The sequence below is a fragment of the Gordonia sp. AC31 genome (genome assembly GCF_031844505.1).
In the GTDB taxonomy this organism is placed as follows: domain Bacteria; phylum Actinomycetota; class Actinomycetes; order Mycobacteriales; family Mycobacteriaceae; genus Gordonia; species Gordonia hongkongensis.
This window is the reverse complement of the sequence record NZ_JAUZVK010000004.1, coordinates 308,448-334,875: the sequence shown is the minus strand read 5'-3', so window position 1 is coordinate 334,875 and position 26,428 is coordinate 308,448. Positions and strand designations below refer to the sequence as shown.

Below are 26,428 nucleotides of genomic sequence, written 5' to 3'. Positions count from 1 at the left end.
TCTCCTCGTGTCGCAGTCCCGACCTGCCGCGTTCGCGGCGGCGGTATGCCCACCAGTCTAGGTGAGGGGCCGAGGGCCCCCGACGAGGGATCAGTCCGCCTGGCCTGGGGTGACGCGCTCGATGATCTCGAAGTACTCCGGGGGTGCCGCGTGGCCGCCGAGCCGCAGCCATCGAACGGGCCGTCGTTGCGCGAGGGCCCTGGTGTCACGCACGGCGTCGTTGTAGAACCGACGCGCCATCATCACCCGCGTCTCGGCGTCGGCGAGTTCGACGACGAGGGCCGCGGACCGACGATTCGGGTCGGTGCGCGCCAGTGCGGCCGACAGCGCGTTCTCGGCGTCCTCACGTGCCGACGGCGCGGCCCGCTCGGCGCGATCGGCCAGCGTGGCGAGCTCTCGCGCCTGGGCGGCGACGCCGTCGTCGACGGACGTGCGGGAGTTCGCGGCGCCGTCGCCGGCGATCATCTCCGCTGACACCGCACGCACGACCACCGCGCGCCGGTCGAGGTTCGATTCGAGCGCCTGGCGGGCGAGATCGACGCGGACGTTGAGCCGGTCGAGGCGGTTGGCCGTGTGGTAGGCCCATCCCGCCACGAGCAGCACGGCCACCACGCCGAGGACGATCCAGGTGGCCATCAGTCCGACACCACGACCGGACCGGCTCCCACGGTGACGGTGTCGTAGACCCGGAGGATCTGGTCGGCCACCCGCGACCAGTCGTACTTGTCGGCCCGAATACGTCCGGCGGCGACGAGGTCGCCGCGCGCCTCCGGGTCGGCGAGGAGTTCGACGAGGCCGGCGGCGAGTTGATCGGGGGAACCCGTCTCGACGAGTCGCCCGGCCCGGCCGTCGTCGAGCACCCGCCGGAAGGCGTTCAGGGAGCTGGCGATCACCGCCGCCCCGGCCGCCATCGCCTCGACCAGGACGATGCCGAAGCTCTCGCCGCCGAGGTTGGGCGCGCAGTAGACGTCGGCGGAGGCCAGCGCCCGCGCCTTGGTCGCGTCGTCGACCTGCCCCAGGAACACCAGGTGTTCGGCGAGTGGACCCGCCCGCCGCCGCAGCGCCGCCTGGTTGCCGCCGCCGACGACCAGGACCCGCACGTACGGGAACCTCTCCACGACCGCGGGCAGCGCACGCATGAGCACATCGATGCCCTTGCGCGGTTCGTCGAAACGGCCGAGGAACAGAATCGTTCCACCCGGGTGCGGATACCCCTCGAGAGGCTCGGCGTCGGCGAAGGACGCGACGTTGATGCCGTTCGGGATCTCGACGGCATCGGAGCCGAGTGACTCCATCTGCCAGCGACGCGCGAGCTCGGAGACGGCGATCTTGCCCGCGATCCGTTCGTGATACGGCCGTAGGATTCCCTGGAACACGCTCAGCCACAACGATTTCGAGGTGGCGGTGTGGAAGGTGGTGACGATGGGCCCGGAGGCCACCATCAACGACAGCATCGAGATGCTCGGCGAATTCGGTTCGTGGACGTGCAGGACGTCGAATCCGTTCTCGGCGACCCAGCGACGCAAGCGCAGGTAGCCCTTGGGACTGAAATTCACCCGGGAGACCGAGCCGTTGTACGGGATCGCCAGCGCGGGCCCCGCCCGGACGACGTAGTCCGGCAGTTCGGTGTCGCGGCCGGCCGGGGCGAGCACGCTGACCTCGTGGCCCCGGTCGAGGAAGACGTCGGCGAGTTCGGTGACGTGGGCCTGTACACCCCCGGGCACGTCGAACGAGTAAGGGCAGATCATTCCGATTCGCATAGCACTCCCCTGGTCGTCGTCATGTCGGCGTCCCGTCCTGCTCCACGCGACCGCGCTGACGGTCGGTCCAGTCGCTCTCCCAGAGCGGCTGCAGCATGTGCCAGTCCGCCGGATGCGCGGCGATATTGACCGCGAAGGCGTCGGCGAGGGCCTGGGTGGCCGTTTCGATCCCACCGGAGACGTCGATCTGCTCCCCGCAACACATCCGGGAGTACGGCGCCTCCTCGAACCAGTGATGGACGGGCATCAGCGCGGCACCGGTCTCCATCGCCAGCCGTGCGGACCCCGCCGGCATGCGGGTTCGCTCGCCGAAGAAGGTCACCGGCACCCCGTGCCGGGCGATGTCGCGTTCGCCGAGCAGGCACACGATGCCGCCGGCGCGGAGCCGGTCGGCCAGCTGCCCGAACGGGGGTTGCTCGCCACCGCTCAGCGGGAAGATCTCGAAGCCGAGCGATTCCCGGTAGGCGACGAACCGGTTGAACAGTGACTCCGGCTTCAGGCGTTCCGCGACCGTCGCGAACCTGCTGTAATGGTGGACCAGCCAGACACCGGCCATGTCCCAGTTGCCGGTGTGCGGCAGCGCCAGGATGACTCCCTTGCCCCTCGCCAGCGCGGCGTCCAGTCGGGCCCGGTCCTCGTCGGGGAGCGTGACGGTGGACGTGACGGTCGCACGATCCTGCGTCGGCAGGCGGAACGCCTCGCACCAGTACCGGGCGTAGGAGCGCATGGCGTCGGCGACGAGGTCGTCGGGCACCTGCGCGGGTTCCACGCCCAGGACACGGGCCAGGTTGTGGCGCAACTGGTCCGGGCCACCGCCACGACGACCCGCGTAGCTGCCGGCACGGTCGAACAGACCCCGCGCGGCGCGTTCCGGAGCCCAGCGAACGGCGGCCCAGCCGGCCCGGTACCCGAGATCGGCGGCCATCGCGCCGAGATCGGTCATCGCTGTCCCGCGGGCGGGGTCTGACCGTCCGAGCCGGACGAGGGTTCGGCATCGCCGTTCTCGGTGTCTGAGGGCCCGGTGTCTGCGGGTTCCGAGGCGATGGGGATGAGGTCCCGCGCACCCGGCGACTGCGCGATCGACCACATCCGCTGCCCGACGGTGATGACACTGGCGACCGCGAGGAACCACATCGCGACGTGGATGGCCCACCACAGGCCGAGACCCGTGAGACCGGCGCCGACGAGCACGATGATCAGCCGGTCGGGCCGCTCGATGAGACCGCCGTCGCCGTACAGGCCGCTCGCCTCCGCGCGGGCCTTGGCATACGAGATGACCTGGGAGGTCACCAGACAGATGAGGGTCGCGACGAGGAGCAGGTCGTGGGGTTCGGTGACCGCGCACCACCAGGCGAGGCCGGCGAAGATGGCGCCGTCGGCGACGCGGTCACAGGTCGCGTCGAGAACGGCGCCGAATCGCGTGCCGCCGCCCCGGGCACGGGCCATCGCGCCGTCGAGCATGTCGAACATCACGAACAGCCAGATGACCAGCGTGCCCCAGAACAGCTCCCCCATCGGGAACAGCGTGAGGGCGGCTGCGACGCCGGCCAGCGTGCCGATCACCGTCACCGAGTCCGGCGTCAGCCCGGTCCGCAGGAGCGCCCGACCCATCGGGAGGGTCACCTTCGAGACCGATGCCCGACCCAGAATGCTCAGCATCGCCGAGTTCCTCCCCCATCTCGCGCCGCGTCGTGGCTCAGCGCTTCCCGATCGCTCTCGTCTGACATCGCCTCACCTGATCGCACCGGCACCCGATCGCTCACAGCGGGGTCAGTCGTCCAGCCGTTGCCAGGCGGTGGCCAGCAGTCCGCGAGTGTCCCGGAGCAACTGCGGCATGACCTTCGTCTCGCCGACGATGGTGATGAAGTTCGCGTCGCCCATCCATCGCGGCACGATGTGCTGGTGGAGGTGCTCGGACAACGAACCGCCGGCCGCGTAGCCGAGATTCAGACCCACGTTGAACGCGTTGGGGTTCGACACCGCCTTGATCGTGCGGATCATCCGCTGCGTGAACGCCATCAGTTCCGCGGACTCCGCGGCGGTCAGATCCTCGAGGTCGGCGACCTGCCGGTACGGCACCACCATGGTGTGCCCCGGGTTGTAGGGGTACAGGTTCAGCACCGCGTAGACGGTGTCACCACGCGCCACGATGAGACCGTCCTCATCGCTCATGGTCGGGATGTCGAGGAACGGGTGCCCCGTCTTCTCGGCCGGTTGCGGGTCGGCGATGTAGGTCATCCGGTGGGGACTCCACAGCCGTTGCAGGCGATCCGCCACACCGACACCCTCGTCTCGGATCTCGCCGGGCGCCTCACCGAACGCGGCGTCACTCATCGAGCGCCCCCGCCACCACGACCGTCTCCACCTCGCCGAGCGCGGCCTCGACCAACTCCTTGGTGGGCGACTCGTTGCGCCTGCTCCGGACCCACTCGACGATCACCGACACCGCATCGGCGACCGGTACGCCGTTGACCTGTGTGCCGTCGCGGAACCGGAAGCTCACCGCCCCGGCCTCGACGTCGCGTTCGCCGGCCAGCAACATGAACGGCACCTTGCCGGTGGTGTGGTTGCGGATCTTCTTCTGCATCCGGTCGTCGGAGGCGTCGACCTCGGCGCGGACACCGGCGGCGAGAAGGTCGGCCACCACATCAAATAGGTGTCCCTCGAACGCCTCCGCGACCGGGATGCCGACCACCTGGACCGGTGCGAGCCACGCCGGGAACGCGCCCGCGTAGTGCTCGGTGAGCACGCCGAAGAACCGCTCGATGGAGCCGAACTTCGCCGAGTGGATCATCACCGGCTGCTGCTTGGTGCCATCGGCGGCGGTGTATTCGAGGTCGAATCCGGCCGGCTGGTTGAAGTCGTACTGGATGGTCGACATCTGCCAGGTACGCCCGATCGCGTCCTTCGCCTGAACCGAGACCTTCGGTCCGTAGTAGGCGGCACCACCCGGGTCGGGCACGAGGTCGAGACCTGATTCGACGCACACCTCTTCGAGGATGGCGGTCGCGGCGGCCCACTGCTCCGCGGAACCGATGAACTTCGGCGAGTCGTCACGGGTGGACAGCTCGAGGTAGAACTCGTCGAGGCCGAAGTCGCGCAGCAGCCCGAGGATGAAATCGAGCAGATGCTTGATCTCGTCCTTGGCCTGTTCCGGCGTCACATAGCTGTGCGAATCGTCCTGGGCGAACCCGCGGACGCGGGTCAGACCGTGCACGACGCCCGACTTCTCGTAGCGGTAGACGTGACCGAACTCGAAGAGCCGCAGCGGCAGTTCACGGTACGACCGTCCGCGCGACCGGAAGATCAGATTGTGCATCGGGCAGTTCATTGCCTTGAGGTAGTAGTCCTGCCCCTGGCGGGTGATCTCCCCTGCCTCGTTGCGTTCCTCGTCGACGTGGATCGGCGGGAACATGCCGTCGGCGTAGTACGGCAGATGGCCAGACAGGTGGAACAGATGTTCCTTCGAGATGTGCGGGGTGCCGACGTACTGGAAGCCGTTCTCGATGTGCTTCGCGCGGACGTAGTCCTCCATCTCGCGCTTGATGATGCCGCCCTTCGGGTGGAAGACCGGGAGTCCCGAGCCGAGCTCGTCGGGGAAGCTGAACAGGTCGAGTTCGGCGCCGAGCTTTCGGTGATCGCGCTTCTCGGCCTCGGCGAGCATCTCCAGGTGTGCGTCCAGCGCCTCCGACGATTCCCACGCGGTGCCGTACACGCGCTGCAGACCGGCGTTGGCCTGATCGCCGCGCCAGTACGCCGCCGAGCTGCGGGTCAGCTTGAAGGCCGCGATGTACTTGGTGGTCGGGACGTGCGGTCCGCGGCACAGGTCGCACCAGATGCGTTCTCCGGTGCGCGGATTGAGGTTGTCGTAGACCGACAGTTCCCCGCCGCCGACCTCCATCACCTCGGCGTCGTCGGCCGCGCCCTTGTCGTCGATGAGTTCGAGTTTGAACGGCTCGCCGGCCAGTTCGGCGCGGGCCTCGTCCTTCGACTCGTACACCCGCCGCGAGAACCGCTGACCCGACTTGATGATCTGCTTCATCTTCTTCTCGAGGGCGGTGATGTCCTCGGGGGTGAAGGGTTCGGCGACGTCGAAGTCGTAGTAGAAGCCGTCCTTGATCGGCGGGCCGATGCCGAGCTTGGCCTCGGGGAACAGCTCCTGGACCGCCTGCGCGAGAACGTGTGCGGTGGAGTGCCGGATCACGCTGCGGCCGGCCTCGGTGTTCGCGGCGACCGGTTCGACATCGGTATCGGCGTCAGGTGCCCACGACAGGTCGCGGAGGTCCCCGCCCGCGTCACGGACGACGACGATGGCCTCCGGGCCCTTGTTGGGCAGCTCGGCCTCGCGCAGTGCGGTGCCCGCGGTCGTCCCAGCCGGCACACGGATCGTGGCGGGGCTGGTCACCTGGACGTCGTCGGGCACGGGGGCGCTCCTCGGGTTGGGGCGGACACGCGAAGACGCGTCCGGGTCGGACGTTTGCGACTCTGATGGTATCCGCGACGGGTCGTCGTGGAGTGCACCCCTACCTTGCGGCGTCGGAGATCAGCCGAAGATGGGACTCGCCAGCCAGCCGTAGTCGAGGCCGACCCACCCGGCGACGGTGTTGAGCGCGCCGAGAACCCACAGGGTGGCGATGACGATGGCACAGGTTGCGAGCCAGAAGACGGCCTGTACCGACCAGTGTTGCCGACCGATCCAGTCCATCCAGGCGTCGTATTTCGCCCGCGCGAACTTCAGCAACCGGTGCGCCCAGTCGAACTCGGACGCCAGGATGCCCAGTCCGAGGAACACGATGAGCCAGCCCGGGCCCGGGTACGGGATCGCGACGATTCCGCACAGCAGGACGATCGTGCCGATGGTCCCGACCGCGATGCGGTACATGCCGTGCCACTTCGGGTTGCTGCGCACGACGTAGCGACGATGGCGTGCGCGGATGCGCAGGCGATGCCGGAGAGACCCGCGGTCCGCGTCGGCCGACGTCCGCGCGCCGCTCGGTGTGGACGTCTCGTTCACTCCCGACTCGCTCGCCCCCGGTGTCGGCATCGTCTCCCACCTCGTTCATTCGGCCCGCTGCGCACTTCGGCCCGGTGTTCGTCTCGGCCTGGAAAGTGACGTCCAGGCTACGCGATGCAGGTGTGGGCCTCCGGCCTCGGCAGGGTGGTCGAGCGGCGCCGTCGCCTCCGCCGCGCGCCGTCGATCAGAGTCGCGGACACGGTGACCGCGAGAAGCAGCGGATAGCAGCCCGAATACAGCACGACGAGCAGATCGCCCACGACGGAGTCGTCACCGTTTCGCGGCATCATGAAAAGCCCCAACGCGATCGCATGGTCGGAGGTGAGGTACGGCCCGCTGTCCCACCAGTGCCGCCACCAGGTGAACGTCAGCGCAGCCACGCCGGCCGGCGCGAGCCAGTACCACCACGTGCGAGCCGCGCTCCCCCGCCGCACCACCAGATCCAGCGCGACGACGAACAGCGGCACGCACCAGACCCAGTGGTGTCCCCACGCGAAGGGCGAGACCGCACACATGGTCATGCCGACAATCGTGGCCGCGAGGAGGTCGCGACCGTCGCGGTGGGCAACCACCGCGGCGAGCAGTCCGAGCGCGGCGACGACCAGCGCAAGCGGGAGCCACAGCCACGTCGGCGCGACGAAGACGGGTCCGCCGGGTGCGGGCTCGGCGAACCGCCCGATGTCGAAGTGCGACAACATCTGCGACACGAATCCGCGCACCGACTGATTGGCCGGCGAGTCGGCCCGGCCGATGCGTTCGGTGTCCGTGAGGTGGCGGGTCCAGTAGGCCCACGAGTCGGCGGGGACGGCGAGGAATCCGATCATCACGGTCGCCGCGAACGTCGCCAGCGCCGTGGCTGCCGCGCGCCACTGGCAGGTCACGAGCAGGTAGACGACGGCGAACAGGGGCGTCAGTTTGATCCCGGCGGCGATGCCGATAGCCACTCCGCGCCATCGAGAGTGCGTCCGGAGGAACACCAGGTCGACGAGGATCAGGATCATCACCAGGAGGTTGACCTGTCCGAGCCAGATGGTGGTTCGGACGGGTTCGAGGGCGGTCGACGAGATCGCGAGCAAGGCGGCGAACGTGATCAGGCGACCGTCGGGCCGGCAGCGCAGGCTGCGAAGGCACATCCCGATCACACCGGTGAGCGCGGCGAAACCGATTGTCCACCAGACGATGTTGGCGACGGCCTCGGTGAGCAGAGCCAGCGGGACGAACACGACCGCGGCGAACGGCGGATAGGTGAAGTGCAGACGCCACAGGACGGGTGCGTCGTACAGCGGACCCGCGTCGAGCACGGTGGCAGCGCCCGCGCGATAGACGCGGGCATCGGTGGCGTTCTCGAAGAGCCCGTAGAACGGGTTGGTGATCGGGAACGCCGCGATGTGCCAGGCGATCACCCCGACCGCGACGACGGCCGCCACGACGGTCGCCGCCGTCGGGATCCGTGCGGGCACAGAACGAGACGACTCCGGCGATTCGACGGCAGTCTTCGCGGCCACGCGGCGAGCGTACGCCCTGTCTGTGAGCTGCATCACGCGCAACGCCGTGGGGCGTGGTCGGTTGTTCGGTGGACAGCTGGATCGCGACGGTCCGTGCCGGACTACCGTTGACCTCGGTGGGTGACGAGATCACCTTGGGGACGACACCATGTCATCACTACGAGCAACCCTCGGCGTCGTACTGGTCATCGCGGCATCGTCGACGCTGACCGTCGCATGCGTCGGGGAAGGCATCGAGCCGGTCGCGATGACGCGCGACACCTCGTCGAGAACTGCCGACGGTCCGGTTCCACCGATCCACATCGCACTCGAGACCCCGTCCGAGGTCGTGCGCCCGCGGCTCGACCCCTGGCCACTCCCCGACGACTCTGCGCTACGACCCGACCAGCGGCGAGTGGCCGACATACTCATCGATCTCTCGACCGGGAACGACGGCGACGAGCTCGCGCAGCGGTCGACCTGCCGCGTTCTCGACGGCATCCAGTCACCGCCGGCCGACGCGCCGGGCTGGCAGGCGCGCATCGTCGCCACGGTGACGATGCGACACGGTTACGCGCTCCTCGCCGCGCCGTTGCAGCGGTCCGCGGACGCCGCGGTCGTCGTGCTGGCCCGGGCTCTCGACGACGTCGATGCGGTTGCGGGACAGCCATACCGGCCCGTGTTCGTTCAGGGATGCAGTCCATACTGACGCAGGTCGGTGATGCCGAACGGACGAAACGCTGGTGCGGCGATTACCACTGCCACCGCAAACCGGCGCTGCTCGACTGGCGGCAGGTGGCGATGCCGTCGGTCTGGTAGACCATCGCGCGAGCACCGAGCTTCGGGCAGGGTGTGCCGATTCGGACCTTGGGCGCACTGGTTACTGCGTAGCTGCGCCAGAACCCATCGCCCTCCGGCGAGCAGTACAGCGTGCCGTCGGCAGAGTCCATGCCGTACTCGTGCTGATAACAGGGTCCGCCTTCGCGCTGAACCGAAGTCGGTGCCGCCGACGCCCCGCCGGCACCCGCTAGCAGTCCTCCGCTCAAAGCCATCGTGACGAGGATTCCGGTGATGAGTCGCTTCATCTTCCCTCCAAGCATGTGCCTGCGGCCGTGACCTCCCGATGACCCAACTGCCGCTGCCGCCGGATCGTAGCGCCGCGAGGCGAGGCGATCGGCAATTCCGAGGCACTGTTCATCCGATCGACCGAACCCCGGGTTCCGGCGAGACGAGCGGGTGAGATCGAACGAAAAAAGCCCCGCCGATGTCGGCGGAGCTTGTGGAACTGTGGTGGTCCCGGCTGGGATCGAACCAGCGACCTTCCCGGTGTGAACGGGACGCTCTTCCACTGAGCCACGGGACCGTGTCGGGCGCCTTCGGTCAGTGCCGGGGGCGCCTGCGCACGAGCCAGAAGATTACACGGGTTGCGCAGAAGTCCCAAATCACCGCGGTGGGCCACGTCACAAACGCCCCTACACGGCACGGGAGCGAATCACACGCTGGGGATTCACTCGCGGCCACGCCCCTGACCAGGCGATTTGGATAGTTCGGAAACCATCGCGTAAGTTTCTCTTCGCACCGCGAGCAGCACGATCCACAAGATCGCTCGTGGGCATGCGGATGTAGCGCAGCTGGTAGCGCATCACCTTGCCAAGGTGAGGGTCGCGGGTTCGAATCCCGTCATCCGCTCGGCGCGAGTCGACTCGCATCTGGTGGTGTGGCCGAGTGGTGAGGCAACGGCCTGCAAAGCCGTGTACACGGGTTCGATTCCCGTCGCCACCTCCACCGCTGCACAATTCCATACCCGCGCGATTAGCTCAGTGGGAGAGCGCTTCCCTGACACGGAAGAGGTCACAAGTTCAATCCTTGTATCGCGCACCACGACAAAACCCCCGGATCGCTCCGGGGGTTTTTCGTTGGCTCATCGGCGTCTCAGTTGCCCGCCGACCACTCGTCCACGATTTCCCCCAACGACGCCGCCGACGGACCTGAGGGCGCCGGCAGCACCGTCCGCGAGAACCGCGGTGCCGGTGCGGGGGCGATCGCGTCGTCGACGCGCACGAAGGAACTGCGTTGCACCGCGACCGGGTCTGCGGCGGCCTCGTCGAAGTCGAGAACTGGTGTCACGCAGGCGTCCACACCGTCGAACACACTCCCCCACTCGTCGCGCGTACGCGACCCGAAGCGGGCTTGCAGTGCCGCGCTGATCACCGGCCACGCGGCACGGTCCCACCGGTCGGGCAGGTCGCCGATGCCGAGGGTGTCGATCAGGTTCCGCCAGAACTTCTCCTCGAGCGCGCCAACGGCGACGAACTTGTCGTCGGCGCACCGGTACGTCGCGTAGAACGGCGCCGAGCCGTCGAGCAGGTTGCCCTGGTCCCGAGAACCCCAGCGTCCGGCGGCCTTCCACGACCACTGCAGCGCGCCGAGCAGTCCGGCACCGTCGACCATGGCGGCATCGATGACCTGGCCCCGGCCGGTCCGCGCGCGGTCGTGCAGAGCGGCCAGCACGCCGACGACGAGCAGCATCGATCCCCCGCCGAAGTCGCCGACGAGCGAGAGCGGTGGCACCGGCGGCGCACCGGCCGGACCCATCGCCTCGAGCACACCGGTGACCGCCAGGTAGTTGATGTCATGCCCCGCGCTCGCGGCACGATCCCCGTCCTGACCCCACCCGGTCATGCGCGCATAGATGAGTTGCGGTGCGTCGGAGCAGATCTCGGGACCCAGCCCGAGGCGTTCCATCACGCCCGGACGAAACCCCTCCACGACGATGTCGGCGCGCCGGATCAGGTCACGGATGCGGGCCACGTCGTCGGGGTCCTTGACGTCGGCGTCAACGGTGCGTCGCGACCGGTACAGACCGGCGTCGGCATCCGGGATACCGTCGGGCCCGGGCAGATCGGGGCCGGGCCGCCGGAGCCGGATGACGTCGGCGCCGAGGTCGGCGAGCAGCATGCAGGCATGCGGGGTCGGCCCGAGTCCGGGCATCTCGACCACCCGCACGCCGGCGAGTGGTCCGCTCACGACGTCGGACGATGGTGGAGAACACCACCGATCGTGAAGTCGACGTAATCGCGGACCAACTGGTCGACATCGTGAGAGTCGTTCAGCCACCAGCTGATCCCGTTCATCAGGTCCAGCACCGCGATCGCCGACTGGTGCGGGTCGCGGACCTCGAACAGCCCCAGTCGGGCGCCGGCGGCGATAACATCGCGAATTCGACGCTGGTAGTACTTCCGATAGTCGGTGACCACCCGTCGGTGCTCGGGTGTCAGCGCCGACAATTCGCGAAGAGCGACAAGGTGTTCCACCCGGTGCCGCGCCAGACGCCGGACGTGGGCCTCGATCAGGTTCGTGAGCCGTTCGACGGGACCGCCCTCGGCATCGAGCAGCAGCAGATCCTGTTGGGGGTCCTCGGTCATCCGCAGCGCGATGGCGTAGAGGATCTCCTCCTTGGACTGAAAATGGTTGTACAGGCTCGCGCCTCGCATACCGACCGCCTGAGCGATGTCACGCATCCCGGCGTTGGAGTAGCCGTGATCGGCGAAGTAGCGGGCCGCGGCCTCGACGATCTCGTCGCGGCGTCGGCGGGGCCGCCGCGCCGGGGGCGTCCGGTGTTCGTCGGTGGCCGCGTCGGCGTCGATCTCAGCCCTGACCGGTTCCATAGGCCTTCCTCAACTCGCGCTTGAGCAGTTTGCCCTGAGCGTCGGTCGGCAACGCGTCGACCACGTGGACCTCCTTGGGCACCTTGTACGATGCCAGGTCGGTCCGGCAGTACTCACGGATGTCGGCGCCGGTGTGTTCCGCGCCGGCGCGGAGCACCACGAATCCGGTGACCGCCTCCGACCAGTACGGGTCGGGCAGCCCGACGACGGCGGCGCGCTCGACGTCGGGATGTGCCTGCAGAACTCGCTCGACCTCTTGCGACGCGACGTTGAATCCGCCTGTCTTGATCATGTCCTTGCGCCGGTCGCGGAAGAACAGGTTGCCGTCGGCGTCGATGCGCACGATGTCACCGGTGTGCACCCAGCCACCCTCGAAGACCTGCGCGGTGCGCTCGGGGTCCTTGTGGTAGCCGAGCATGACCGACGGTGTGCGGCACAGGAGTTCGCCCTCTTCGGCGTCGTTGCCGTCGGCGTCGACGACCCGGACCTCCAGGTGCCCGACCGGTTTGCCGATCCAGGTCGGGTCCTGGTCCGGCACGTCCTCGAGCCGCCGGAACCAGCCGACGGAGCCGAGCTGGGTGAGTTCGGACTGTCCCCAGTAGGTACCCCAGACCGATTCCGGGGTCGCCGCGGCCCACGCGTCGACCGCGTGCGGCGACACCTGACCGCCGTAGGTCAGGCAGCGGCGCACCGAACCGACGGTGTCGGCTCCGAAGTCCGGGTGGTTGGCGAGCGCGATGAAGAAGGTCGGCGTCTGGGCCAGCACCGAGATCTTCTCGTCGCGGATCATCCGCAACGCCGTCGCCGGGTCGACCGCGGCCGGCAGCACCAGGGTGGCGCCCAGCAGCGTCAACGAGGTCAGCGAGCCGATCCCGGCGATCGTGTGGAACGGCATCACGTAGAGCCACACGTCGTCGTTGCGGCAGCGCAGCCCCCACGTGTACGCCGGCGAGGTGGAGATGAGGTAGTTCCGATGGGCGATCTCGACGCCCTTCGGCGTCGACTCGGTGCCGCTGGTGTAGACGATCATCGCGAGGTCGTGTTCGTCGACCTCGCAGTCGGGTTCGGAATCGTCAGCCGCCGCGACGGACTCGTCGAACGAGTTCCACGAGTTCGCCTCGTCGTCGCCGACGACGAGAACCGAGATGCCGAGACTGTCGGCGATGGGGCCGGCCAACGCGGACAGCGGCTGCTCGACGACGAGCACCGTCGGTTCCAGGTGCCGGAGCTGCTGGGCGACCTCGCCCTCCCGGAACATGGGACTGACGCCGGAATACGCGGCACCGACCTTGAGGGCGCCGTAGTAGGTGGCGACCGTCTCGACCCGGTTACGACTCATCACCGCAACGCGATCCCCGCGCCCGACGCCGAGGTCGAGCAGCACATGGGCGACCCGGTTGGCCATCGTGTTCAGCTCCGCGTACGACGTCGACGTACGTCCGCCTTCCGCGTCGTAGGCCACGATCGCCGGGGTCGAACCCTGGGACCGGGCCAGGCGACGCAGCTGGTCACCGATGGTGGCCCGGCCCAGCATCGAGGTCTGAGCGGGAGACAGGGCGCGCGTCGAGGGGTTCACGGCGGGGGCGCTCACGCGAACATCCGGTTGTCGAAGCGGTCGAGGAAGGCGATCTCCTCGACCGGGGTCCGGGACAGCTTGCGGGGGAAGTCGTCACGCGGATAGCCGACGGCGATGTGGGCGGCGGTGAGATAACCCTCGGGGATGCCGAGGAGGTTCTTCACCTCGTTCTCGGCGGCGCAGAGCAGGGTCGTCAGCGCAGTGGCCACGCCTTGCTGCCGGAGCGCAAGGGTGAGGTTCTGGACGCTCGGATAGATCGACGCCCCGCCGACGACGCTGAGCCTGCCCAGTTCGTGGTCGGTCGGGTGCAGTCCGTCCATCTCGGCGCACACCACGATCAGGGCGGGCACCTCGGCGAGGTGGTGCGCGAAATAGTTGGCGCTCTCCACGGTCTTGGGGATGGCGCCGACCTTCTTCGACCCCTCGACGACCGCGGCGTAGTAGCCCTCCCAGAACGGCAGGTACAGGTCGGCGAGAGCCTTCTTGGTCACCTCGTCGCGGACGACGACCCAACGGACGGGCTGGCGGTTGCCGCCCTGCGGGCCGAATCGCGCGTCGTCGAACGCCCGGTACAGCACCTCGTCCTCCACCGGGCGGTCGCTGAAGTAGCGGCAGGTGCCCGTCGTGCGCATTGCCTCGCTGAGATCCATGTCAATCCTCCGTGCTCACTAACCGTTGTTAGTATGACTGAGGACACAGTGACACAGCTCGTTTTCGCCGTCAAGGCCCGTCAGTCCGAGCAAAACGCGGTGTTGACGACGCACTACTAACAGTGGTTAGTTTTATCCATGACATCTGTTTCGCTGCGTCCGGAGACGCGACCGACCACAGCGGAGATCCGGGCAGCCGTGGCCGCGGGCAACATCCCGACCCTGCTCGCGGTCCTCGTGGAGATGACGGGTGACCACCGGTGGATGGCCGATCGATACCGCCCGACGCGGAGCCGAGGCATGGACGACAACTCCTCGGGCGGGCTCGGAGAGGACGTCCAGCAGAAGATCCGCGCGGCGGTCGTCGACGCCCTCGAGGACTGGTACGACCACGGCCGGCCCGCGCGGAAGCCGGCCGACGAGGCACTCGTCGCATCGTTGATGTCGTTCACCGCGGGCGAGCAGGTGGCCCCGGAATTCGCGCCGATGATGACCGAGATCGTCCGTGGCGACCTCCGGGATACGCATCTGCCGGCGTTGCCCGATGATCTCGCCACGTCGATGGACGCGCTGGTCATCGGCGCCGGTGTGGCCGGCATGCTGATCTCCACGCAACTCGCCGACGCCGGTGTCGAGCACACCGTGCTGGAGAAGAACGACGAGGTCGGCGGCTCGTGGTACGAGAACCGCTACCCCGGCGCCGGTGTCGACACGCCGAGCTATCTCTACTCGATCTCGTCCTTCGATCATCCGTGGTCGACACACTTCGGCAAGCGCGACGAGGTGCAGGGCTACCTGCAGGCCTTCGCCGACCGGCACGCGGTGCGCGATCGCGTCCGCTTCGGCACCGAGGTCCTCTCGGCCGCCTACGACGCCGAGACCCAGCGCTGGACGGTCCACGTCCGTAACCGCGAGGGCCACCAGGACACCCTGACCGCCCGGATCCTCATCAGCGCAGTCGGTCTCCTCAACCGCCCGAAGCTTCCCGAGCTCCCGGGAATGGGCGACTTCGCCGGTCCGATCTTCCATTCCGCACAGTGGCCGGATGAACTCGACGAGCCTGGCGCGCTCACCGGCAAACGGGTCGCCATCGTCGGGTCCGGTGCCAGCGCGATGCAGATCGGGCCGGCCATCGCCGATCGGGTCGGATCGCTGACGATCTTCCAGCGCTCGCCGCAGTGGATCGCGCCGAACGACGACTATTTCGCGCCGGTCGGCGACGACGTGCACTGGCTGATGGACAACCTCCCCGGGTACCGGGAGTGGTACCGCGCACGACTGTCGTGGATCTTCAACGACAAGGTCCACTCGACCCTGCGCATCGACCCGGAGTGGCCCGAGCCGACTGCGTCGATCAACGCCGTCAATCACGGTCACCGCGAGTTCTACCTGCGCTACCTGCGCAGCGAACTGGGTGACCGCGACGACCTCATCGACCTGTCGACTCCCGACTACCCGCCCTTCGGCAAGCGGATGCTGTTGGACAACGGCTGGTTTCGCATGTTGCGTCGGCCGAACGTCGGGCTGATTCCGCACGGCGTCGAACGGGTCACCTCCGACGGGCTCGTCGATGGCACCGGCACCGCCCACGACTTCGACATCATCGTCTTCGCCACCGGATTCCACAGCGACCGCTACCTCTACCCCATGGACATCGTCGGACGCAGCGGGCAGAACACCGTCGAGGCGTGGGGTGATCACGACGCGTACGCCTACCTGGGGATCACCGCACCCGACTTCCCCAACCTGTTCATCCTCACCGGGCCGAACACCGCACTGGGACACGGCGGCAGCTTCATCAGCATCCTCGAGTACCAGGTGCGCTATGTCTGCGACGCCCTGCGCGCAATGATCGAGAACCGGCTGGGCGCACTGGAAGTCCGGCGTGACGTCACCGAGGAGTACAACGACGCCGTCGACCGCGCCCACGCGCAGATGGTGTGGACGCATCCGGCGATGACCAACTGGTACCGCAACCCCGACGGACGCGTCGTCGCCGTCCTGCCGTGGCGGATCGTCGACTACTGGGCGCGGACGCGCAGCGTCGACCTCGACGATTTCGTCACCGAACCCCTCGACGACTGACGGGACTACCGTGGCTGTCATGACGCCCCTCATCTCCGCCACCGATCTCGCCGCCCGCCTCGGCGAGGAGAACCTCCGCATCGTCGACGCCACCGTCCATCTGACCTTCGATGCCGACGGCGCACACGTCGCCTCCGGTCGGGAGACCTATCTGGCCGGGCACCTGCCCGGCGCGGTTTTCGCCGATCAGATCACCGACCTCAGCGACCCCGACGGCGAGGCACCGTTCGCCGCAGCAGACTCCGCGCGTTTCGCCGATGCGGTCGGCCGCCTCGGCATCGGCGACGACTCCACCGTCGTCGTGTACGACACCGCCAACGGCATCTGGGCCACGCGACTGTGGTGGCAGTTCGGACTCGAGGGCTTCGACGACGTACTCGTCCTAGACGGCGGATACGCCGCCTGGACCGCGGCCGGCCTCCCGGTCGAGACCGGCGAGGTCACGACCACCCCGGCTTCGTTCACCCCGCGCCGCCGGCCCCAGCGGATCGTCTCCACCGACGAGGTCGCGGCCGCCACCGGCGAGTCCTCCGTCCTGCTGGTCAACGCGCTCGACCGGGAATCGTTCGCGGGCGGCCACATTCCCGGCAGTGTCAACGTCCCGTTCGCCGAACTGGTTGACGACGCGGGTCGGCTCCGGCCGCTCGAGGAGTTGCGCGAACTGTTCGCAGACGCCGGCGCCCTCGATCCGTCGGTACGCCCGGTCACCTACTGCGGCGGCGGGATCGCCGCCACCGCAGCGGCTTTCGCACTGCACAGCCTCGGACGCGACGACGTCGCGGTCTACGACGGATCGATGAACGCCTGGACCGCCGATCCGGCTCGCCCACTGTCGTGACCGATCCCGGTATCGCCGATGTCACCGTCGGGGTCGTGACCGACCCCGCAGCGGCGGCGGGAGTCGCCGAGGTCGCCGCCATCACGTTCCCGCTCGCGTGCCCGCCGCACGCCGCACCGGCCGACATCGAGAATTTCGTCGCCGACAAACTGCGGGAGAACACCTTTCGTGATCACATCGCCGATCCGACTGCAGATGTCCTGGTCGCGCGCGACGGTGTCGGCGGACCGATCCTCGGCTACGCGCTGGTGCTGCATGGCGATCCGACGCACCCCGACGTGTGTGCGGTCGTGACCGAGCGTCCGGTGAGCGAGATCTCGAAGATGTACGTGCTGCGCGACCATCATTCGCGGCAGGGCGCGACTCCGTCGCACCTGCTCATGGGTGCCGCGCTCGATCGCGCACGGTCGCACGGCAGCGCTCTGGTGTGGTTGGGCGTGAACCAACTCAACGTCCGGGCCCAGCGGTTCTACACGAAGATGGGCTTCGAACGCGCCGGCGTGAAGACCTTCACCCTCGGGGACAGCATCGAGCACGACTACGTGTTCACGCAGCGGCTGTGAGCCTTCGGTTCGATCGGACGTCGCACCTGGACTGGTGACTTCGGCCACGCGCTGTCAAGACACCACGCTTTCCGTGTGACCATTCGAGAGTGTCCGCAGAGCGTCATGCAGTAGTCACCGCGATCTCGGCGGCGGCCGCCGACGCCGGGATCGTGCTGGACCCTCAGCAACGGCTACTCGTCGATCGGCTCGCCGTCCTCGTTCCGGAGGGACGCCGGCGGACACGACGCTCGTCGGGCCCGCGCGGGCTTTATGTCCACGGTTCGGCCGGCCGGGGCAAGACGTGGCTGGCCGATGCCTTCTACAACGTGAGCCCCGTACCGAGGAAGACGCGGATCCATTTCCACAGCTTCTTCGAGGAACTCCATCGCCGAGTACACGAGCACCGGCACGACCCGCACTCGCTACGCCTGGGCATGGACGATGTCGTCGGCAACAGCGAGCTGTTGTACTTCGACGAGCTTCACGTGCACGACTCCGGGGACGCACGTCTCCTCATCCGATTGCTGGAGTACGTGCTCGCCCGCCGGATCACCGTCCTGGCGACGTCGAACTACGCCCCGGATGACCTTCTGCCGAACCCCATCTGGCATCACCTCTTCGAGCCCGGCATCACGCTGATCAAGAATCATTTCGACGTCCATCACCTGAACGGGCAGACCGACTACCGCACATCTCCCCGCGGGGACTCCGTCGGCTTCGCCGCGGGAACTTGGATCACAGTGCCGCCGTCAGGTCGCGTGTCCGAGACCACCCAGACAGTCGGGCTCACTGTTCGTGGGCGACGTTTCGAGGTCCACTCCGAGCGTGACGGGTGTCTGCAGGCCTCGTTTGCGCACTTGTGTGACGCGCCGGTGTCAACCATCGAGTATCTGACGTGGGCGCGAATGTATTCCCGATGGACGATCACCGACGTACCGACATTCGATGTCGCCGACGAGGAGGCGCAGCAGCGGTTCGTCAACCTTGTGGACATCCTGGTCGACGAGGACATCGCCGTCACGTTCACCTCGCCCCACTCCTTGCCCGACTTCTGCGCCGCCGCAACGGCCTACCGTCCCGATGCATTTCGTATGACCAGTCGTCTGCGGTTGATCCGCTCGACTCCGTAATCGCGGCGTTCCGCCGTCGTGGTCGAATCCCTGGCGTTTTCTTGAGTCGAACCAACTCAAGTTCGCGCCACATCACGGGACAACCGGATACTCCTGTGACTGAAGGTGCGTTCTCGTGGTAATCACGCCTCGATCCACACTCTCAGAGTGATTGCAGTGCAACAGTATTCATGTGCACAACCCCTGGCGCTCGCCAGGATGTTCGAGTACCTTGAAGGCATGACCGATCTCACACTGCTTCTCGATCAACTGGTCGACGCCGAGTCACCACCTGACGATCCCGCCGGGCGTGCAGCTTTCACCGAGCTGGAGACACTGCGGCTCCTGCGGAACGTGATCGATCACCGGATCGCCATGCGCTCAGCACAACTGGGGCGCCTACGGGTCGCTGAGCGAAACCACTCGACGCTACGGAGACTGCTGATCGAGATGGGCTTCGCGCCCGCTGTGGCCTCGCGAATCGTGCGGATCGTTGACAGACTAGAAGATCTACCCAAGGTTGCCGCCCACGCCGCCGACGGCCGTCTTTCCGCCGAGATCGTCGACGCCGTCGCCCGAGGCCTGGGTCACATCGAGAAGCGTTCGGCCACTGCGCTTGTCGACGACGACCGAGCCGCCTTCGAGACCGAGTTGATCACCCAGGCACTGTCCGGGGCCACGCCCGCAGAGGTGCTGCGACGTGCTCGAGCCCTCGGCAACACGGTTGCCGAGACCAACGGCGGAGTCCCGGCCGCCGAGGATCGGACACTCAATGCCGTCGTCCACAACGTCACCGACGATGGCCGGGTCGAGATCGCCGCCGACTTGACCAACGTCATCGGCGAGAAGTTCATCGCCATGATCGACGAGCGCTCCGTCCCGCGACCCGAACCCGACGGCGCCGGCGATCGCCGCTCGCCCGCAGAACGGCGCGCCGATGCGCTCGAACTGATCCTCGACCAGGCATGCCTGGGCGCCACCGTCCAGACCGCGGGAGCCCCACGCACACAACTGATCCTGACCATCCCCGCCGACGCCACCGACCTCGGCGCCCTGCCATGGACGGGCACCATCACCGACACCACCGCCCGCGCTCTCACGTGCGACGGCACCCTGACCGAGATCGTGGTCGACTCGGCCACCGTGCCCCTCGACATGGGTCGCGAGAAACGGGTCTTCCCACCGGAGTTGCGCAAGGCCGTGGTCGTCCGCGACGCGTGCTGCATCAAATGCGGTGCGCCACCCTCACATACCCAGGTCCACCATCTCGAGCACTGGGCGGACGGCGGAACGACCAGCCTGGACAACGGTTGCCTACTCTGCCAGCGATGCCACACGCAGGTGCACCATCATGGCTGGGACGTCGTCATGGGCTACGACCGACATCCGTGGCTGATCCCACCTGTCGAGGTGGACCCCAACCGAAAGCCGCTACCGGCCTACAACAGACGCACGATGCGCCTCGACGACGCCGCCTGAGTCACCGGACCTCACGACAACCTCGTCCACCTGCTGGTGGCACGTTCCTGCGCGGCCCCGAACCCGGGACCCTGCACGTACATTGAAAACTCCACAGTGTGTGGGCCGCCGACGACGGCCTCTACCCCGAAGTCAGGCCGCCGACTCCGCGAACCGCGAGAGAGCCAGCAGGCGCGACGTGGCGCGTAGGTACTTCTTGCGGTAACCGCCGGCGAGCATCTCCTCGGTGAAGATCTCGTCGAGCTTCGCGCCCGAGACGGTCACCGGGATGTGGGCGTCGTAGAGACGGTCGGCGAGCACCACCAGGCGCAGGGCGACCGACTGGTCCTCGGCCGGGTGCACCCCAGAGATGCAGACCAGGGAGACGCCGTCGACGAGGTCCTTGTACTTCGACGGGTGCAGGGTGCTGAGGTGGTCGCACAATGCGTCGAAGTCGTCGAGGGTCGCGCCGTCGGTGGACTCGGCGATCTCGGTCAGTTCGGACTCGCTGCGCGGCTCCGGCGCCGGCGGCAGATCGCGGTGACGATAATCGGGACCGTCGACGCGGATCGTCTCGAACACCGAGGACAGCTTGCGGATCTCCCGTAGGAAGTCCTGGGCGGCGAACCGGCCCTCCCCCAGCTGGCCGGGGAGCGTGTTGGAGGTGGCGACGATCGACACGCCCTTGGCGGTGAGTTCGGTCAGCAGCCGGGAGACGAGCATCGTGTCGCCCGGGTCGTCGAGCTCGAACTCGTCGATACACAGCACCGTGTGCTGCGAGAGCCGCTCGACGGCGTTCACGAAGCCCAGCGCGCCGACCACGTGTGTGACCTCGACGAACGTGGCGAACGACTTCGGTGCGGGCATCGAGTGGTAGATCGACGCCAGCAGGTGGGTCTTGCCGACGCCGAAGCCGCCGTCGAGGTACAGACCGACCCCTTGGGCCGGCGCCTTCCGGGAGAACAGGCCCTTCTTGCCCGAGCGCGCCTTCGACGCCCGCGCCACGAAGTCGCGCGCCTTGGCCACCGCCTCGGCCTGCGACGGCTCGTTGGGGTCGGGGATGTAGGAGTCGAAGCTCACGTCGTCGAAGGTCGACGGGGGCACCATCTCGTCGATGAGTGCGTCGGGCGAGGTCGCAGGGTTGCGATCGCAGAGTCGGGCCACCATGTGTGGAGAGTAGCCAGGCGCGGAATGATGAACGCATGTTCCACCTGCAGAAAGCGACCCAGGTCACATCCGAGGACGAGCTGGTCCGGCTGGCCGAGCTCTACTCGTACCCCCCTCGATCGTCCACGGATCCGGACGACGGCGCGCCGTTCGTGCGGGCGAACATGGTGTCGTCGATCGACGGTGCGGTCACCGTCGACGGCAAGTCCGGCGGTCTCGGCGGTCCCGGCGACAAAGCCGTGTTCCGCGTGCTGCGAGGGCTCGCCGACGTCGTCCTCGTGGGTGCGGGCACGGCGACCACCGAGGGATATGGGCAACCCGAGCCCGACGACGCCCTCGCCGCAGTCCGGCGATCGCTGGGGCAGGCGCCCGCCCCGGCACTCGCGCTCGTGTCCCGGTCGCTGTCGATACCGCCCGACTTCGAGCCCGTGTCCCACGAGAACACCGTCGTCCTCACCTGTTCGAGCGCGCCCGCCGATCGCCGGCGGGCTCTGCTCGATGCCGGCGCGACGCTGGTGGACTGCGGCGACGACACCGTGTCGACCGCGGCCATCCTGGAGCACTGCGGTGTTCGCGGATGGTCCCGGGTGCTCTGCGAGGGCGGTCCGAGTCTGCTCGGTTCGCTCGTGGCGGCCCATGCCGTGGACGAGCTGTGTCTGACCACGAGCCCGCACTTGGTCGGCGGGAGCGCCGGCCGCATCGCGGTCACCGACGAGGGGACGGCGGTCCTGCGCGCACTGCACCCGGCGTCGATCATGACCGACGACGATGGGTTCGTGTTCACCCGCTGGGTCCGCGACGGCCGCGCGTCCACCCGGTGAGCTGTCCGCTCTCTATCCGGGACTCACCCCGACACCCGGCTCGAGCGTCCTCGCGGATTCGTTGACTACGCTCGCGGACATGCCAAGAGCGCACACCCCGGCCGTCGGCGCAGCACCGAACTCCCGCCCGAGGGCTCTCGCGGGTGTGGTCGCCGGCGTGATCGCGGCGATAGTCCTGTCCTCTTGTGCCGTCGGTCCCGACCGTGGCCCCGACCTGATCCCGGGCGGCGGCGGTCAGGAGGGACCGGCACCGTCGTCGTCGACCGCTCCCCCCGCCCCCGCGCTCGCGGTACCGAAGACCGATCTCGAGTGGAGCGAGTGCGCCGCCGAGACGAGCGAACGATACGGGGTGCCCCGTCCGGACGGCGTGACGATCGAATGCGCCGAATACGACTCGCCCATCGACCGCGACCAGCCCGACGGCGAGGTCGTGTCGATCGCGGTGACGCGCGCCCGGACCGCGGACACCCCACCCGACGCTGCGCCGCTCGTCCTCACCTCCGGTTCCGATCTGCCGTCGTCGCGGACCCTGATGGTGATGACCGCCGGCCAGGGCCGGGCGTTCCTCTCCTCGCACCCCGTGGTCGCGGTCGACCACCGCGGCATCCCGCTCAGCAGCGACATCGACTGCATGACCCGACTGGAACGCACGACGATCGCCAACAACGGCCTCGTCGACCGCGCCACGACGACGGACGCGCGGATCTCGCGCCTGTCCACGGCCGCGTCATCGGCCTCGGACGGGTGCACGGAGACGCTCACCCCCTACCAACTGAGTTTCGGGGCCGCGAACGCCGCCGCGGACCTCGAGTCCCTGCGGCAGCGCTGGGGCGTCGAACATCTCGGGCTCATCGGCACCGGTGAGGGTTCCGACGTCGTGCTCACCTACGCGTCCCTGTACGGCGGACGTGCCGGGCGGATCATCCTCGACACCCCGACCCCGTTCGGCGCGAACGCCCGGGATCGCGCACAGTCCCAGGCGCGGGGCGTCCAGGTGGCGCTCCAGGGCTTCGCACAGCGGTGCTCGGCGTTACCGGGCTGCGCGCTCGGGTCCAACGGGGTCGCGACGATGACCCGCATGCTGGGCAAGGCACGGGCGGGCGACCTCGAGTCGCTCTCCGACACGGCCGCGCTCGAGGCGATCACCACGACCCTGGCCCTGGCGCCGGACCGCCCGCAATCGTTGCTCGACCTCGCAGATGCCATCGCAGCGGCCGACCGCGGACAGACCGCGGCGCTGGTCCGGCTCGCCGATCGCGCCGCGACCCTGCGGCTCCCCGACGGCGCCCTGGTGTCCCGCTGCAACGACGTGACCGGCCCGGTCGGACAGAACGAGGTGCCGGGTCTGGTGGACGCGTGGTCCAAGCAGAACCCCCTCACCGGCGCCAACAGCGCGCTGTCACTCGTCCGGTGCAACGGCTGGGCGTCGGGCAATCCGGTCCGGCCACCCACGTCGCTGCCCGCCGACCCGTTGATCCTCAACGGGACGCGCGACCCGATCAACGGTGGCGAGGGAGCCAATGCTCTGGTGCCGCTGTTCATGAACGCCGAGGCCGAGCCGGTGACCGTCACCTGGGACGGCCTGGGGTATTCGGTCCTGGGACGCAGTGCGTGCGCCGCCGAGGTCGTCGCGGAGTACGTCGATCGGGCACCGCTGCAGGGTCCGACCCAGCGAGGCTGCCCCACCTGAGTCCCCGGACCACGCCGCACTGTTCTGAGCTCGGCGGCGCGCGTAGTACGGTTCGCGGGTGGCCAATCTCGACAGGTATCTCTATCCCCCGATGAGTGCTCAGCGGATCATCCCGATGGTCCTGTGGCCGATCAGCCTGCTCATGGTCGTGCACCGCTCGGTGTTCCTCGGGGTCAACGGTGACCGCACCGACGACTTCAAACCGGTGTACGCCGCGGCCTACAACTTCCTCAACGGCCTGCCGGTCTACGGCGAGAACTATGCGACGGTCGACCCGCACTACCTCTACCCGCCGTCGGGCACCCTGCTGATGGCGCCGGTCGCCGTCATCGACTACGAGCGCGCGCGCTGGGCCTTCATCGCCGCGAGCGTCATCGCGTTGCTGATCTGCGCCTACCTGCTCACCCGGATGTTCGGGTTCGCGTTCAACTCGTGGGTCATGCCGACGGTCCTGTTCTTCTTCTTCAGCACCGAGACCGTCTCGCACACACTGATCTTCACGAACTTCAACTCGTTCGTGCTCCTCGGCCTGCTCGCCTTCCTGATGCTGATGCTCAGCCGGCACGACTGGTGGGCGGGCGTGCCGATGGGCCTCACCCTCGCGGTGAAACCGGTGCTGGCGCCGCTGATGCTGCTGCCGCTGCTCAACCGGCAGTGGCGGGTGTTCGCGCTCGCCATCGTGGTTCCGGTCGTCCTGACGATCGTCGCCTGGCCCCTGTCGGTCGACGCGAACGACTTCATCAGCCGGACCGTCCCGTACCTCGGCGAGGCGCGCGACTACTACAACAGTTCGATCGCCGGCAACGGCGCGTACTTCGGCGTCGCACCCTGGCTGGTACTACTGCTCCGCGTCGCCTTCGTCGCGATGGCCGCGTTCTCGCTGTGGTTCCTGTACCGCTACTACCGCAGGACCAACGAACTGCTGTGGATCACGGCATCGTCGGGGGTGCTGCTGTGCACGACCTTCCTCGTCGGTTCGCTCGGCCAGGGCTACTACTCGATGCTCCTGTTCCCGCTCCTGATGACGGTGCTGCTGCCCGGATCGCCGATGCGCAACTGGCCCGCCTGGCTCGGTGTCTACGGGTGCATGACCTTCGACGGTTTCTACTCCGACCGCTGGACGGCGTTCGGCTGGATGGTCGAGTACAACAAGGTCACCTGGGGTTGGTCACTCCTGATGATCGCGGTGTTCTGCTCGCTGCTGTTCCGCTATCTCGAGATGAGGTCCGACGGGGTGGCCGGCATGGTGCCGCCGGTCCGCTCGGAGACCGACGCGCCGAGCATCCCCGCCACCGAGACCACGACTTCCACGAGCGAGACCGTGGGCCTGTCGAAATAGTGCTGCCAAAGCCGGTCCGGCAGCGCGCTACCGTGGAGGACATGACCGACAGCACCCCGTCGACCGACGCCGAGAATCTCGCCGAACTCACCGACGAGCAATGGCGCCAGCGCCTGACGCCGGCCGAGTACCGTGTCCTCCGCCAGGCGGGCACCGAGGCGCCGTTCACCGGTGAGTACACCGACACCAAGACGGTCGGCATCTACCGGTGCCGCGCCTGCAACACCGAACTGTTCCGTAGCGAGCAGAAGTTCGAATCGCACTGCGGCTGGCCGTCGTTCTTCTCCCCGCTCGCCGGCGACAAGATCATCGAGGTCGAGGACAACTCGTTGGGCATGCGGCGCGTCGAGGTGCTCTGCGCGAACTGCAAGAGCCACCTCGGCCACGTCTTCGCCGATGAGGGCTACGACACCCCCACCGACCTGCGCTACTGCATCAACTCCATCAGCCTGACGCTGGAACCGGCCGAGTAGCGGCCGGTCCCTCGGCGCGGCTCAGGGCAGGGCGTCGATCAGCGCCGGCACCTCGACCCGCGGTCCGGTGAAGAACGGGGTCTCCTCGCGGACGTGCATCCGCGCCTCCGTGGCGCGCAGATCACGCATGAGATCGACGATGCGGTGCAGCTCCGGCGCCTCGAAGGCCAGCAGCCACTCGTAGTCGCCCAGCGCGAACGACGAGACCGTGTTCGCCCGCACGTCCTTGTACGCGCGCGCTGCCTTCCCGTGGTCGGCGAGCATCTTGCGACGTTCCTCCTCGGGCAGCAGGTACCACTCGTAGGACCGCACGAACGGGTACACGCAGATGTAGTTGCCGGGGTCCTCGCCCGCGAGGAACGCCGGGATGTGGCTCTTGTTGAACTCGGCGGGCCGGTGCAGCGCGACGTTGCTCCACACCGCGTTGCACGCTCGTCCCAGAACGGTCTCGCGACGGAACTTCGCGTAGGCGGCCTGGATCGGCTCGACGTCCTCTGCGTGCCACCAGATCATGAAGTCGGCGTCGGCGCGCAGACCCGACACGTCGTAGACACCGCGGACGACGACGCCGGTGTCCTCGAGGGACTTGAAGAAGTCCGCGGCGTCGGATTTGGCCTGATCGCGATCAGCACCCAGTTCACCTGGGCGGACCGCGAACACCGAGAACATCAGGTAGCGGATCGTCGAGTTGAGTTCTGCGTAATCCAAGCGGCTCATGGATGCCATCGTGCCACCGGCGCCCACCCGGCGA

25 protein-coding genes and 4 tRNA genes are annotated in these 26,428 nt (G+C 68.0%); 13 read left to right on the top strand and 16 right to left on the bottom strand.

Annotation, left to right across the window (positions count from 1 at the left end; all coding sequences use genetic code 11):
• Window positions 1-90 precede the first annotated feature (90 nt).
• From Q9R39_RS07510 to Q9R39_RS07475, 8 genes are all read right to left on the bottom strand, one after another.
• On the bottom strand, window positions 91-636 hold the full coding sequence (locus Q9R39_RS07510) for an NUDIX hydrolase (RefSeq protein WP_058250261.1): 546 nt from the start codon (window positions 634-636) through the stop codon (window positions 91-93).
• Window positions 636-1,760, bottom strand: a complete 1,125-nt coding sequence (locus Q9R39_RS07505) for a glycosyltransferase family 4 protein (RefSeq protein WP_058250260.1) — start codon at window positions 1,758-1,760, stop codon at window positions 636-638. The genes Q9R39_RS07510 and Q9R39_RS07505 overlap by 1 nt, the downstream gene beginning before the upstream one ends.
• 19 nt (window positions 1,761-1,779) lie before the next feature.
• On the bottom strand, window positions 1,780-2,703 hold the full coding sequence (locus tag Q9R39_RS07500) for a phosphatidylinositol mannoside acyltransferase (RefSeq protein ID WP_311277268.1): 924 nt from the start codon (window positions 2,701-2,703) through the stop codon (window positions 1,780-1,782).
• The gene (pgsA, locus tag Q9R39_RS07495) at window positions 2,700-3,419 is read right to left on the bottom strand and encodes a phosphatidylinositol phosphate synthase (RefSeq protein WP_058250258.1); all 720 of its coding nucleotides are present in this window, start codon (window positions 3,417-3,419) and stop codon (window positions 2,700-2,702) included. Before pgsA ends, Q9R39_RS07500 begins: the two co-directional genes overlap by 4 nt.
• Before the next feature lie 111 nt (window positions 3,420-3,530).
• On the bottom strand, window positions 3,531-4,094 hold the full coding sequence (locus tag Q9R39_RS07490) for an HIT domain-containing protein (protein ID WP_058250257.1): 564 nt from the start codon (window positions 4,092-4,094) through the stop codon (window positions 3,531-3,533).
• Window positions 4,087-6,183, bottom strand: coding sequence for a threonine--tRNA ligase (gene thrS, locus Q9R39_RS07485; RefSeq protein WP_058250256.1), 2,097 nt, complete (start codon window positions 6,181-6,183; stop codon window positions 4,087-4,089). Before thrS ends, Q9R39_RS07490 begins: the two co-directional genes overlap by 8 nt.
• A gap of 120 nt (window positions 6,184-6,303) precedes the next feature.
• A complete protein-coding gene (locus Q9R39_RS07480; protein WP_083207463.1) occupies window positions 6,304-6,804 on the bottom strand; it encodes a TIGR02611 family protein in 501 nt (166 codons plus the stop codon).
• A gap of 77 nt (window positions 6,805-6,881) precedes the next feature.
• Window positions 6,882-8,279, bottom strand: a complete 1,398-nt coding sequence (locus Q9R39_RS07475) for a glycosyltransferase 87 family protein (protein WP_311277267.1) — start codon at window positions 8,277-8,279, stop codon at window positions 6,882-6,884.
• A gap of 148 nt (window positions 8,280-8,427) precedes the next feature.
• On the opposite strand from Q9R39_RS07475, the gene Q9R39_RS07470 reads away from it, so the two are divergent.
• Window positions 8,428-8,967, top strand: a complete 540-nt coding sequence (locus Q9R39_RS07470; protein ID WP_211540505.1) for a hypothetical protein — start codon at window positions 8,428-8,430, stop codon at window positions 8,965-8,967.
• 43 nt (window positions 8,968-9,010) lie between these two features.
• On the opposite strand, the gene Q9R39_RS07465 is transcribed toward Q9R39_RS07470, so the two are convergent.
• Both Q9R39_RS07465 and Q9R39_RS07460 read right to left on the bottom strand, forming a co-directional pair.
• A complete protein-coding gene (locus Q9R39_RS07465; RefSeq protein ID WP_311277266.1) occupies window positions 9,011-9,343 on the bottom strand; it encodes a hypothetical protein in 333 nt (110 codons plus the stop codon).
• Between the two features lie 203 nt (window positions 9,344-9,546).
• A tRNA-Val gene (locus tag Q9R39_RS07460) sits at window positions 9,547-9,621 on the bottom strand.
• 253 nt (window positions 9,622-9,874) lie between these two features.
• Between Q9R39_RS07460 and Q9R39_RS07455 the strand changes: the two genes are divergently transcribed.
• From Q9R39_RS07455 to Q9R39_RS07445, 3 genes are all read left to right on the top strand, one after another.
• Window positions 9,875-9,947, top strand: a tRNA-Gly gene (locus Q9R39_RS07455).
• Between the two features lie 22 nt (window positions 9,948-9,969).
• Window positions 9,970-10,043, top strand: a tRNA-Cys gene (locus Q9R39_RS07450).
• Between the two features lie 21 nt (window positions 10,044-10,064).
• Window positions 10,065-10,139, top strand: a tRNA-Val gene (locus tag Q9R39_RS07445).
• 51 nt (window positions 10,140-10,190) lie between these two features.
• Here the strand turns inward: Q9R39_RS07445 and Q9R39_RS07440 are convergent.
• The 4 genes from Q9R39_RS07440 to Q9R39_RS07425 are packed head-to-tail and all read right to left on the bottom strand — an operon-like array spanning window position 10,191 to window position 14,152.
• Complete coding sequence (locus tag Q9R39_RS07440) at window positions 10,191-11,285, bottom strand: CaiB/BaiF CoA-transferase family protein (protein ID WP_311277265.1); 1,095 nt, start codon at window positions 11,283-11,285, stop codon at window positions 10,191-10,193.
• Entirely contained in the window at window positions 11,282-11,926 is a 645-nt protein-coding gene (locus tag Q9R39_RS07435) for a TetR/AcrR family transcriptional regulator (RefSeq protein WP_058250245.1), read from the bottom strand. The genes Q9R39_RS07440 and Q9R39_RS07435 overlap by 4 nt, the downstream gene beginning before the upstream one ends.
• Complete coding sequence (locus Q9R39_RS07430) at window positions 11,907-13,517, bottom strand: class I adenylate-forming enzyme family protein (protein ID WP_058250244.1); 1,611 nt, start codon at window positions 13,515-13,517, stop codon at window positions 11,907-11,909. Before Q9R39_RS07430 ends, Q9R39_RS07435 begins: the two co-directional genes overlap by 20 nt.
• Window positions 13,514-14,152: a nitroreductase family protein gene (locus Q9R39_RS07425; RefSeq protein ID WP_058250243.1), complete on the bottom strand. Its 639-nt coding sequence runs from the start codon at window positions 14,150-14,152 to the stop codon at window positions 13,514-13,516. The genes Q9R39_RS07430 and Q9R39_RS07425 overlap by 4 nt, the downstream gene beginning before the upstream one ends.
• A 138-nt stretch (window positions 14,153-14,290) precedes the next feature.
• Between Q9R39_RS07425 and Q9R39_RS07420 the strand changes: the two genes are divergently transcribed.
• From Q9R39_RS07420 to Q9R39_RS07400, 5 genes are all read left to right on the top strand, one after another.
• Complete coding sequence (locus Q9R39_RS07420; RefSeq protein ID WP_311277264.1) at window positions 14,291-16,237, top strand: NAD(P)/FAD-dependent oxidoreductase; 1,947 nt, start codon at window positions 14,291-14,293, stop codon at window positions 16,235-16,237.
• 19 nt (window positions 16,238-16,256) lie between these two features.
• Window positions 16,257-17,075 carry a sulfurtransferase gene (locus tag Q9R39_RS07415; RefSeq protein WP_058250241.1) on the top strand — a complete coding sequence of 273 codons (819 nt, stop codon included), beginning with the start codon at window positions 16,257-16,259 and terminating at the stop codon, window positions 17,073-17,075.
• A complete protein-coding gene (locus Q9R39_RS07410) occupies window positions 17,072-17,638 on the top strand; it encodes an N-acetyltransferase (protein ID WP_396275646.1) in 567 nt (188 codons plus the stop codon). Before Q9R39_RS07415 ends, Q9R39_RS07410 begins: the two co-directional genes overlap by 4 nt.
• A gap of 89 nt (window positions 17,639-17,727) precedes the next feature.
• On the top strand, window positions 17,728-18,750 hold the full coding sequence (gene zapE / locus Q9R39_RS07405) for a cell division protein ZapE (protein WP_058250240.1): 1,023 nt from the start codon (window positions 17,728-17,730) through the stop codon (window positions 18,748-18,750).
• Between the two features lie 198 nt (window positions 18,751-18,948).
• On the top strand, window positions 18,949-20,208 hold the full coding sequence (locus tag Q9R39_RS07400; protein WP_058250239.1) for an HNH endonuclease signature motif containing protein: 1,260 nt from the start codon (window positions 18,949-18,951) through the stop codon (window positions 20,206-20,208).
• A gap of 132 nt (window positions 20,209-20,340) precedes the next feature.
• On the opposite strand, the gene zapE (Q9R39_RS07395) is transcribed toward Q9R39_RS07400, so the two are convergent.
• A complete protein-coding gene (gene zapE / locus Q9R39_RS07395) occupies window positions 20,341-21,354 on the bottom strand; it encodes a cell division protein ZapE (RefSeq protein ID WP_058250238.1) in 1,014 nt (337 codons plus the stop codon).
• Window positions 21,355-21,389: 35 nt separating this feature from the next.
• Here zapE (Q9R39_RS07395) and Q9R39_RS07390 point away from each other — a divergent pair, with 35 nt between their 5' ends.
• From Q9R39_RS07390 to msrB, 4 genes are all read left to right on the top strand, one after another.
• Window positions 21,390-22,175: a pyrimidine reductase family protein gene (locus Q9R39_RS07390; protein ID WP_058250237.1), complete on the top strand. Its 786-nt coding sequence runs from the start codon at window positions 21,390-21,392 to the stop codon at window positions 22,173-22,175.
• Between the two features lie 79 nt (window positions 22,176-22,254).
• Window positions 22,255-23,865, top strand: a complete 1,611-nt coding sequence (locus Q9R39_RS07385) for an alpha/beta hydrolase (protein ID WP_078112451.1) — start codon at window positions 22,255-22,257, stop codon at window positions 23,863-23,865.
• A gap of 58 nt (window positions 23,866-23,923) precedes the next feature.
• Entirely contained in the window at window positions 23,924-25,204 is a 1,281-nt protein-coding gene (locus Q9R39_RS07380) for a glycosyltransferase family 87 protein (protein WP_311277263.1), read from the top strand.
• Window positions 25,205-25,245: 41 nt separating this feature from the next.
• Window positions 25,246-25,677, top strand: coding sequence for a peptide-methionine (R)-S-oxide reductase MsrB (msrB, locus tag Q9R39_RS07375; RefSeq protein WP_311277262.1), 432 nt, complete (start codon window positions 25,246-25,248; stop codon window positions 25,675-25,677).
• A 21-nt stretch (window positions 25,678-25,698) separates the two neighbouring features.
• Here msrB and hemQ read toward each other — a convergent pair whose 3' ends face one another.
• On the bottom strand, window positions 25,699-26,394 hold the full coding sequence (gene hemQ / locus Q9R39_RS07370; RefSeq protein WP_311277261.1) for a hydrogen peroxide-dependent heme synthase: 696 nt from the start codon (window positions 26,392-26,394) through the stop codon (window positions 25,699-25,701).
• Window positions 26,395-26,428 lie beyond the last annotated feature (34 nt).

Bases quoted from the DNA above. Each gene is read 5' to 3' on its own strand.
- Q9R39_RS07510 (WP_058250261.1), bottom strand. From the start codon at position 636: ATGGCCACCTGGATCGTCCTCGGCGTGGTGGCCGTGCTGCTCGTGGCG.
- Q9R39_RS07505 (WP_058250260.1), bottom strand. From the start codon at position 1,760: ATGCGAATCGGAATGATCTGCCCTTACTCGTTCGACGTGCCCGGGGGT.
- Q9R39_RS07500 (WP_311277268.1), bottom strand. From the start codon at position 2,703: ATGACCGATCTCGGCGCGATGGCCGCCGATCTCGGGTACCGGGCCGGC.
- pgsA (WP_058250258.1), bottom strand. From the start codon at position 3,419: ATGCTGAGCATTCTGGGTCGGGCATCGGTCTCGAAGGTGACCCTCCCG.
- Q9R39_RS07490 (WP_058250257.1), bottom strand. From the start codon at position 4,094: ATGAGTGACGCCGCGTTCGGTGAGGCGCCCGGCGAGATCCGAGACGAG.
- Q9R39_RS07480 (WP_083207463.1), bottom strand. From the start codon at position 6,804: ATGCCGACACCGGGGGCGAGCGAGTCGGGAGTGAACGAGACGTCCACA.
- Q9R39_RS07470 (WP_211540505.1), top strand. From the start codon at position 8,428: ATGTCATCACTACGAGCAACCCTCGGCGTCGTACTGGTCATCGCGGCA.
- Q9R39_RS07465 (WP_311277266.1), bottom strand. From the start codon at position 9,343: ATGAAGCGACTCATCACCGGAATCCTCGTCACGATGGCTTTGAGCGGA.
- Q9R39_RS07435 (WP_058250245.1), bottom strand. From the start codon at position 11,926: ATGGAACCGGTCAGGGCTGAGATCGACGCCGACGCGGCCACCGACGAA.
- Q9R39_RS07425 (WP_058250243.1), bottom strand. From the start codon at position 14,152: ATGGATCTCAGCGAGGCAATGCGCACGACGGGCACCTGCCGCTACTTC.
- Q9R39_RS07420 (WP_311277264.1), top strand. From the start codon at position 14,291: ATGACATCTGTTTCGCTGCGTCCGGAGACGCGACCGACCACAGCGGAG.
- Q9R39_RS07415 (WP_058250241.1), top strand. From the start codon at position 16,257: ATGACGCCCCTCATCTCCGCCACCGATCTCGCCGCCCGCCTCGGCGAG.
- Q9R39_RS07400 (WP_058250239.1), top strand. From the start codon at position 18,949: ATGTTCGAGTACCTTGAAGGCATGACCGATCTCACACTGCTTCTCGAT.
- zapE (WP_058250238.1), bottom strand. From the start codon at position 21,354: ATGGTGGCCCGACTCTGCGATCGCAACCCTGCGACCTCGCCCGACGCA.
- Q9R39_RS07390 (WP_058250237.1), top strand. From the start codon at position 21,390: ATGTTCCACCTGCAGAAAGCGACCCAGGTCACATCCGAGGACGAGCTG.
- Q9R39_RS07385 (WP_078112451.1), top strand. From the start codon at position 22,255: ATGCCAAGAGCGCACACCCCGGCCGTCGGCGCAGCACCGAACTCCCGC.
- msrB (WP_311277262.1), top strand. From the start codon at position 25,246: ATGACCGACAGCACCCCGTCGACCGACGCCGAGAATCTCGCCGAACTC.
- hemQ (WP_311277261.1), bottom strand. From the start codon at position 26,394: ATGAGCCGCTTGGATTACGCAGAACTCAACTCGACGATCCGCTACCTG.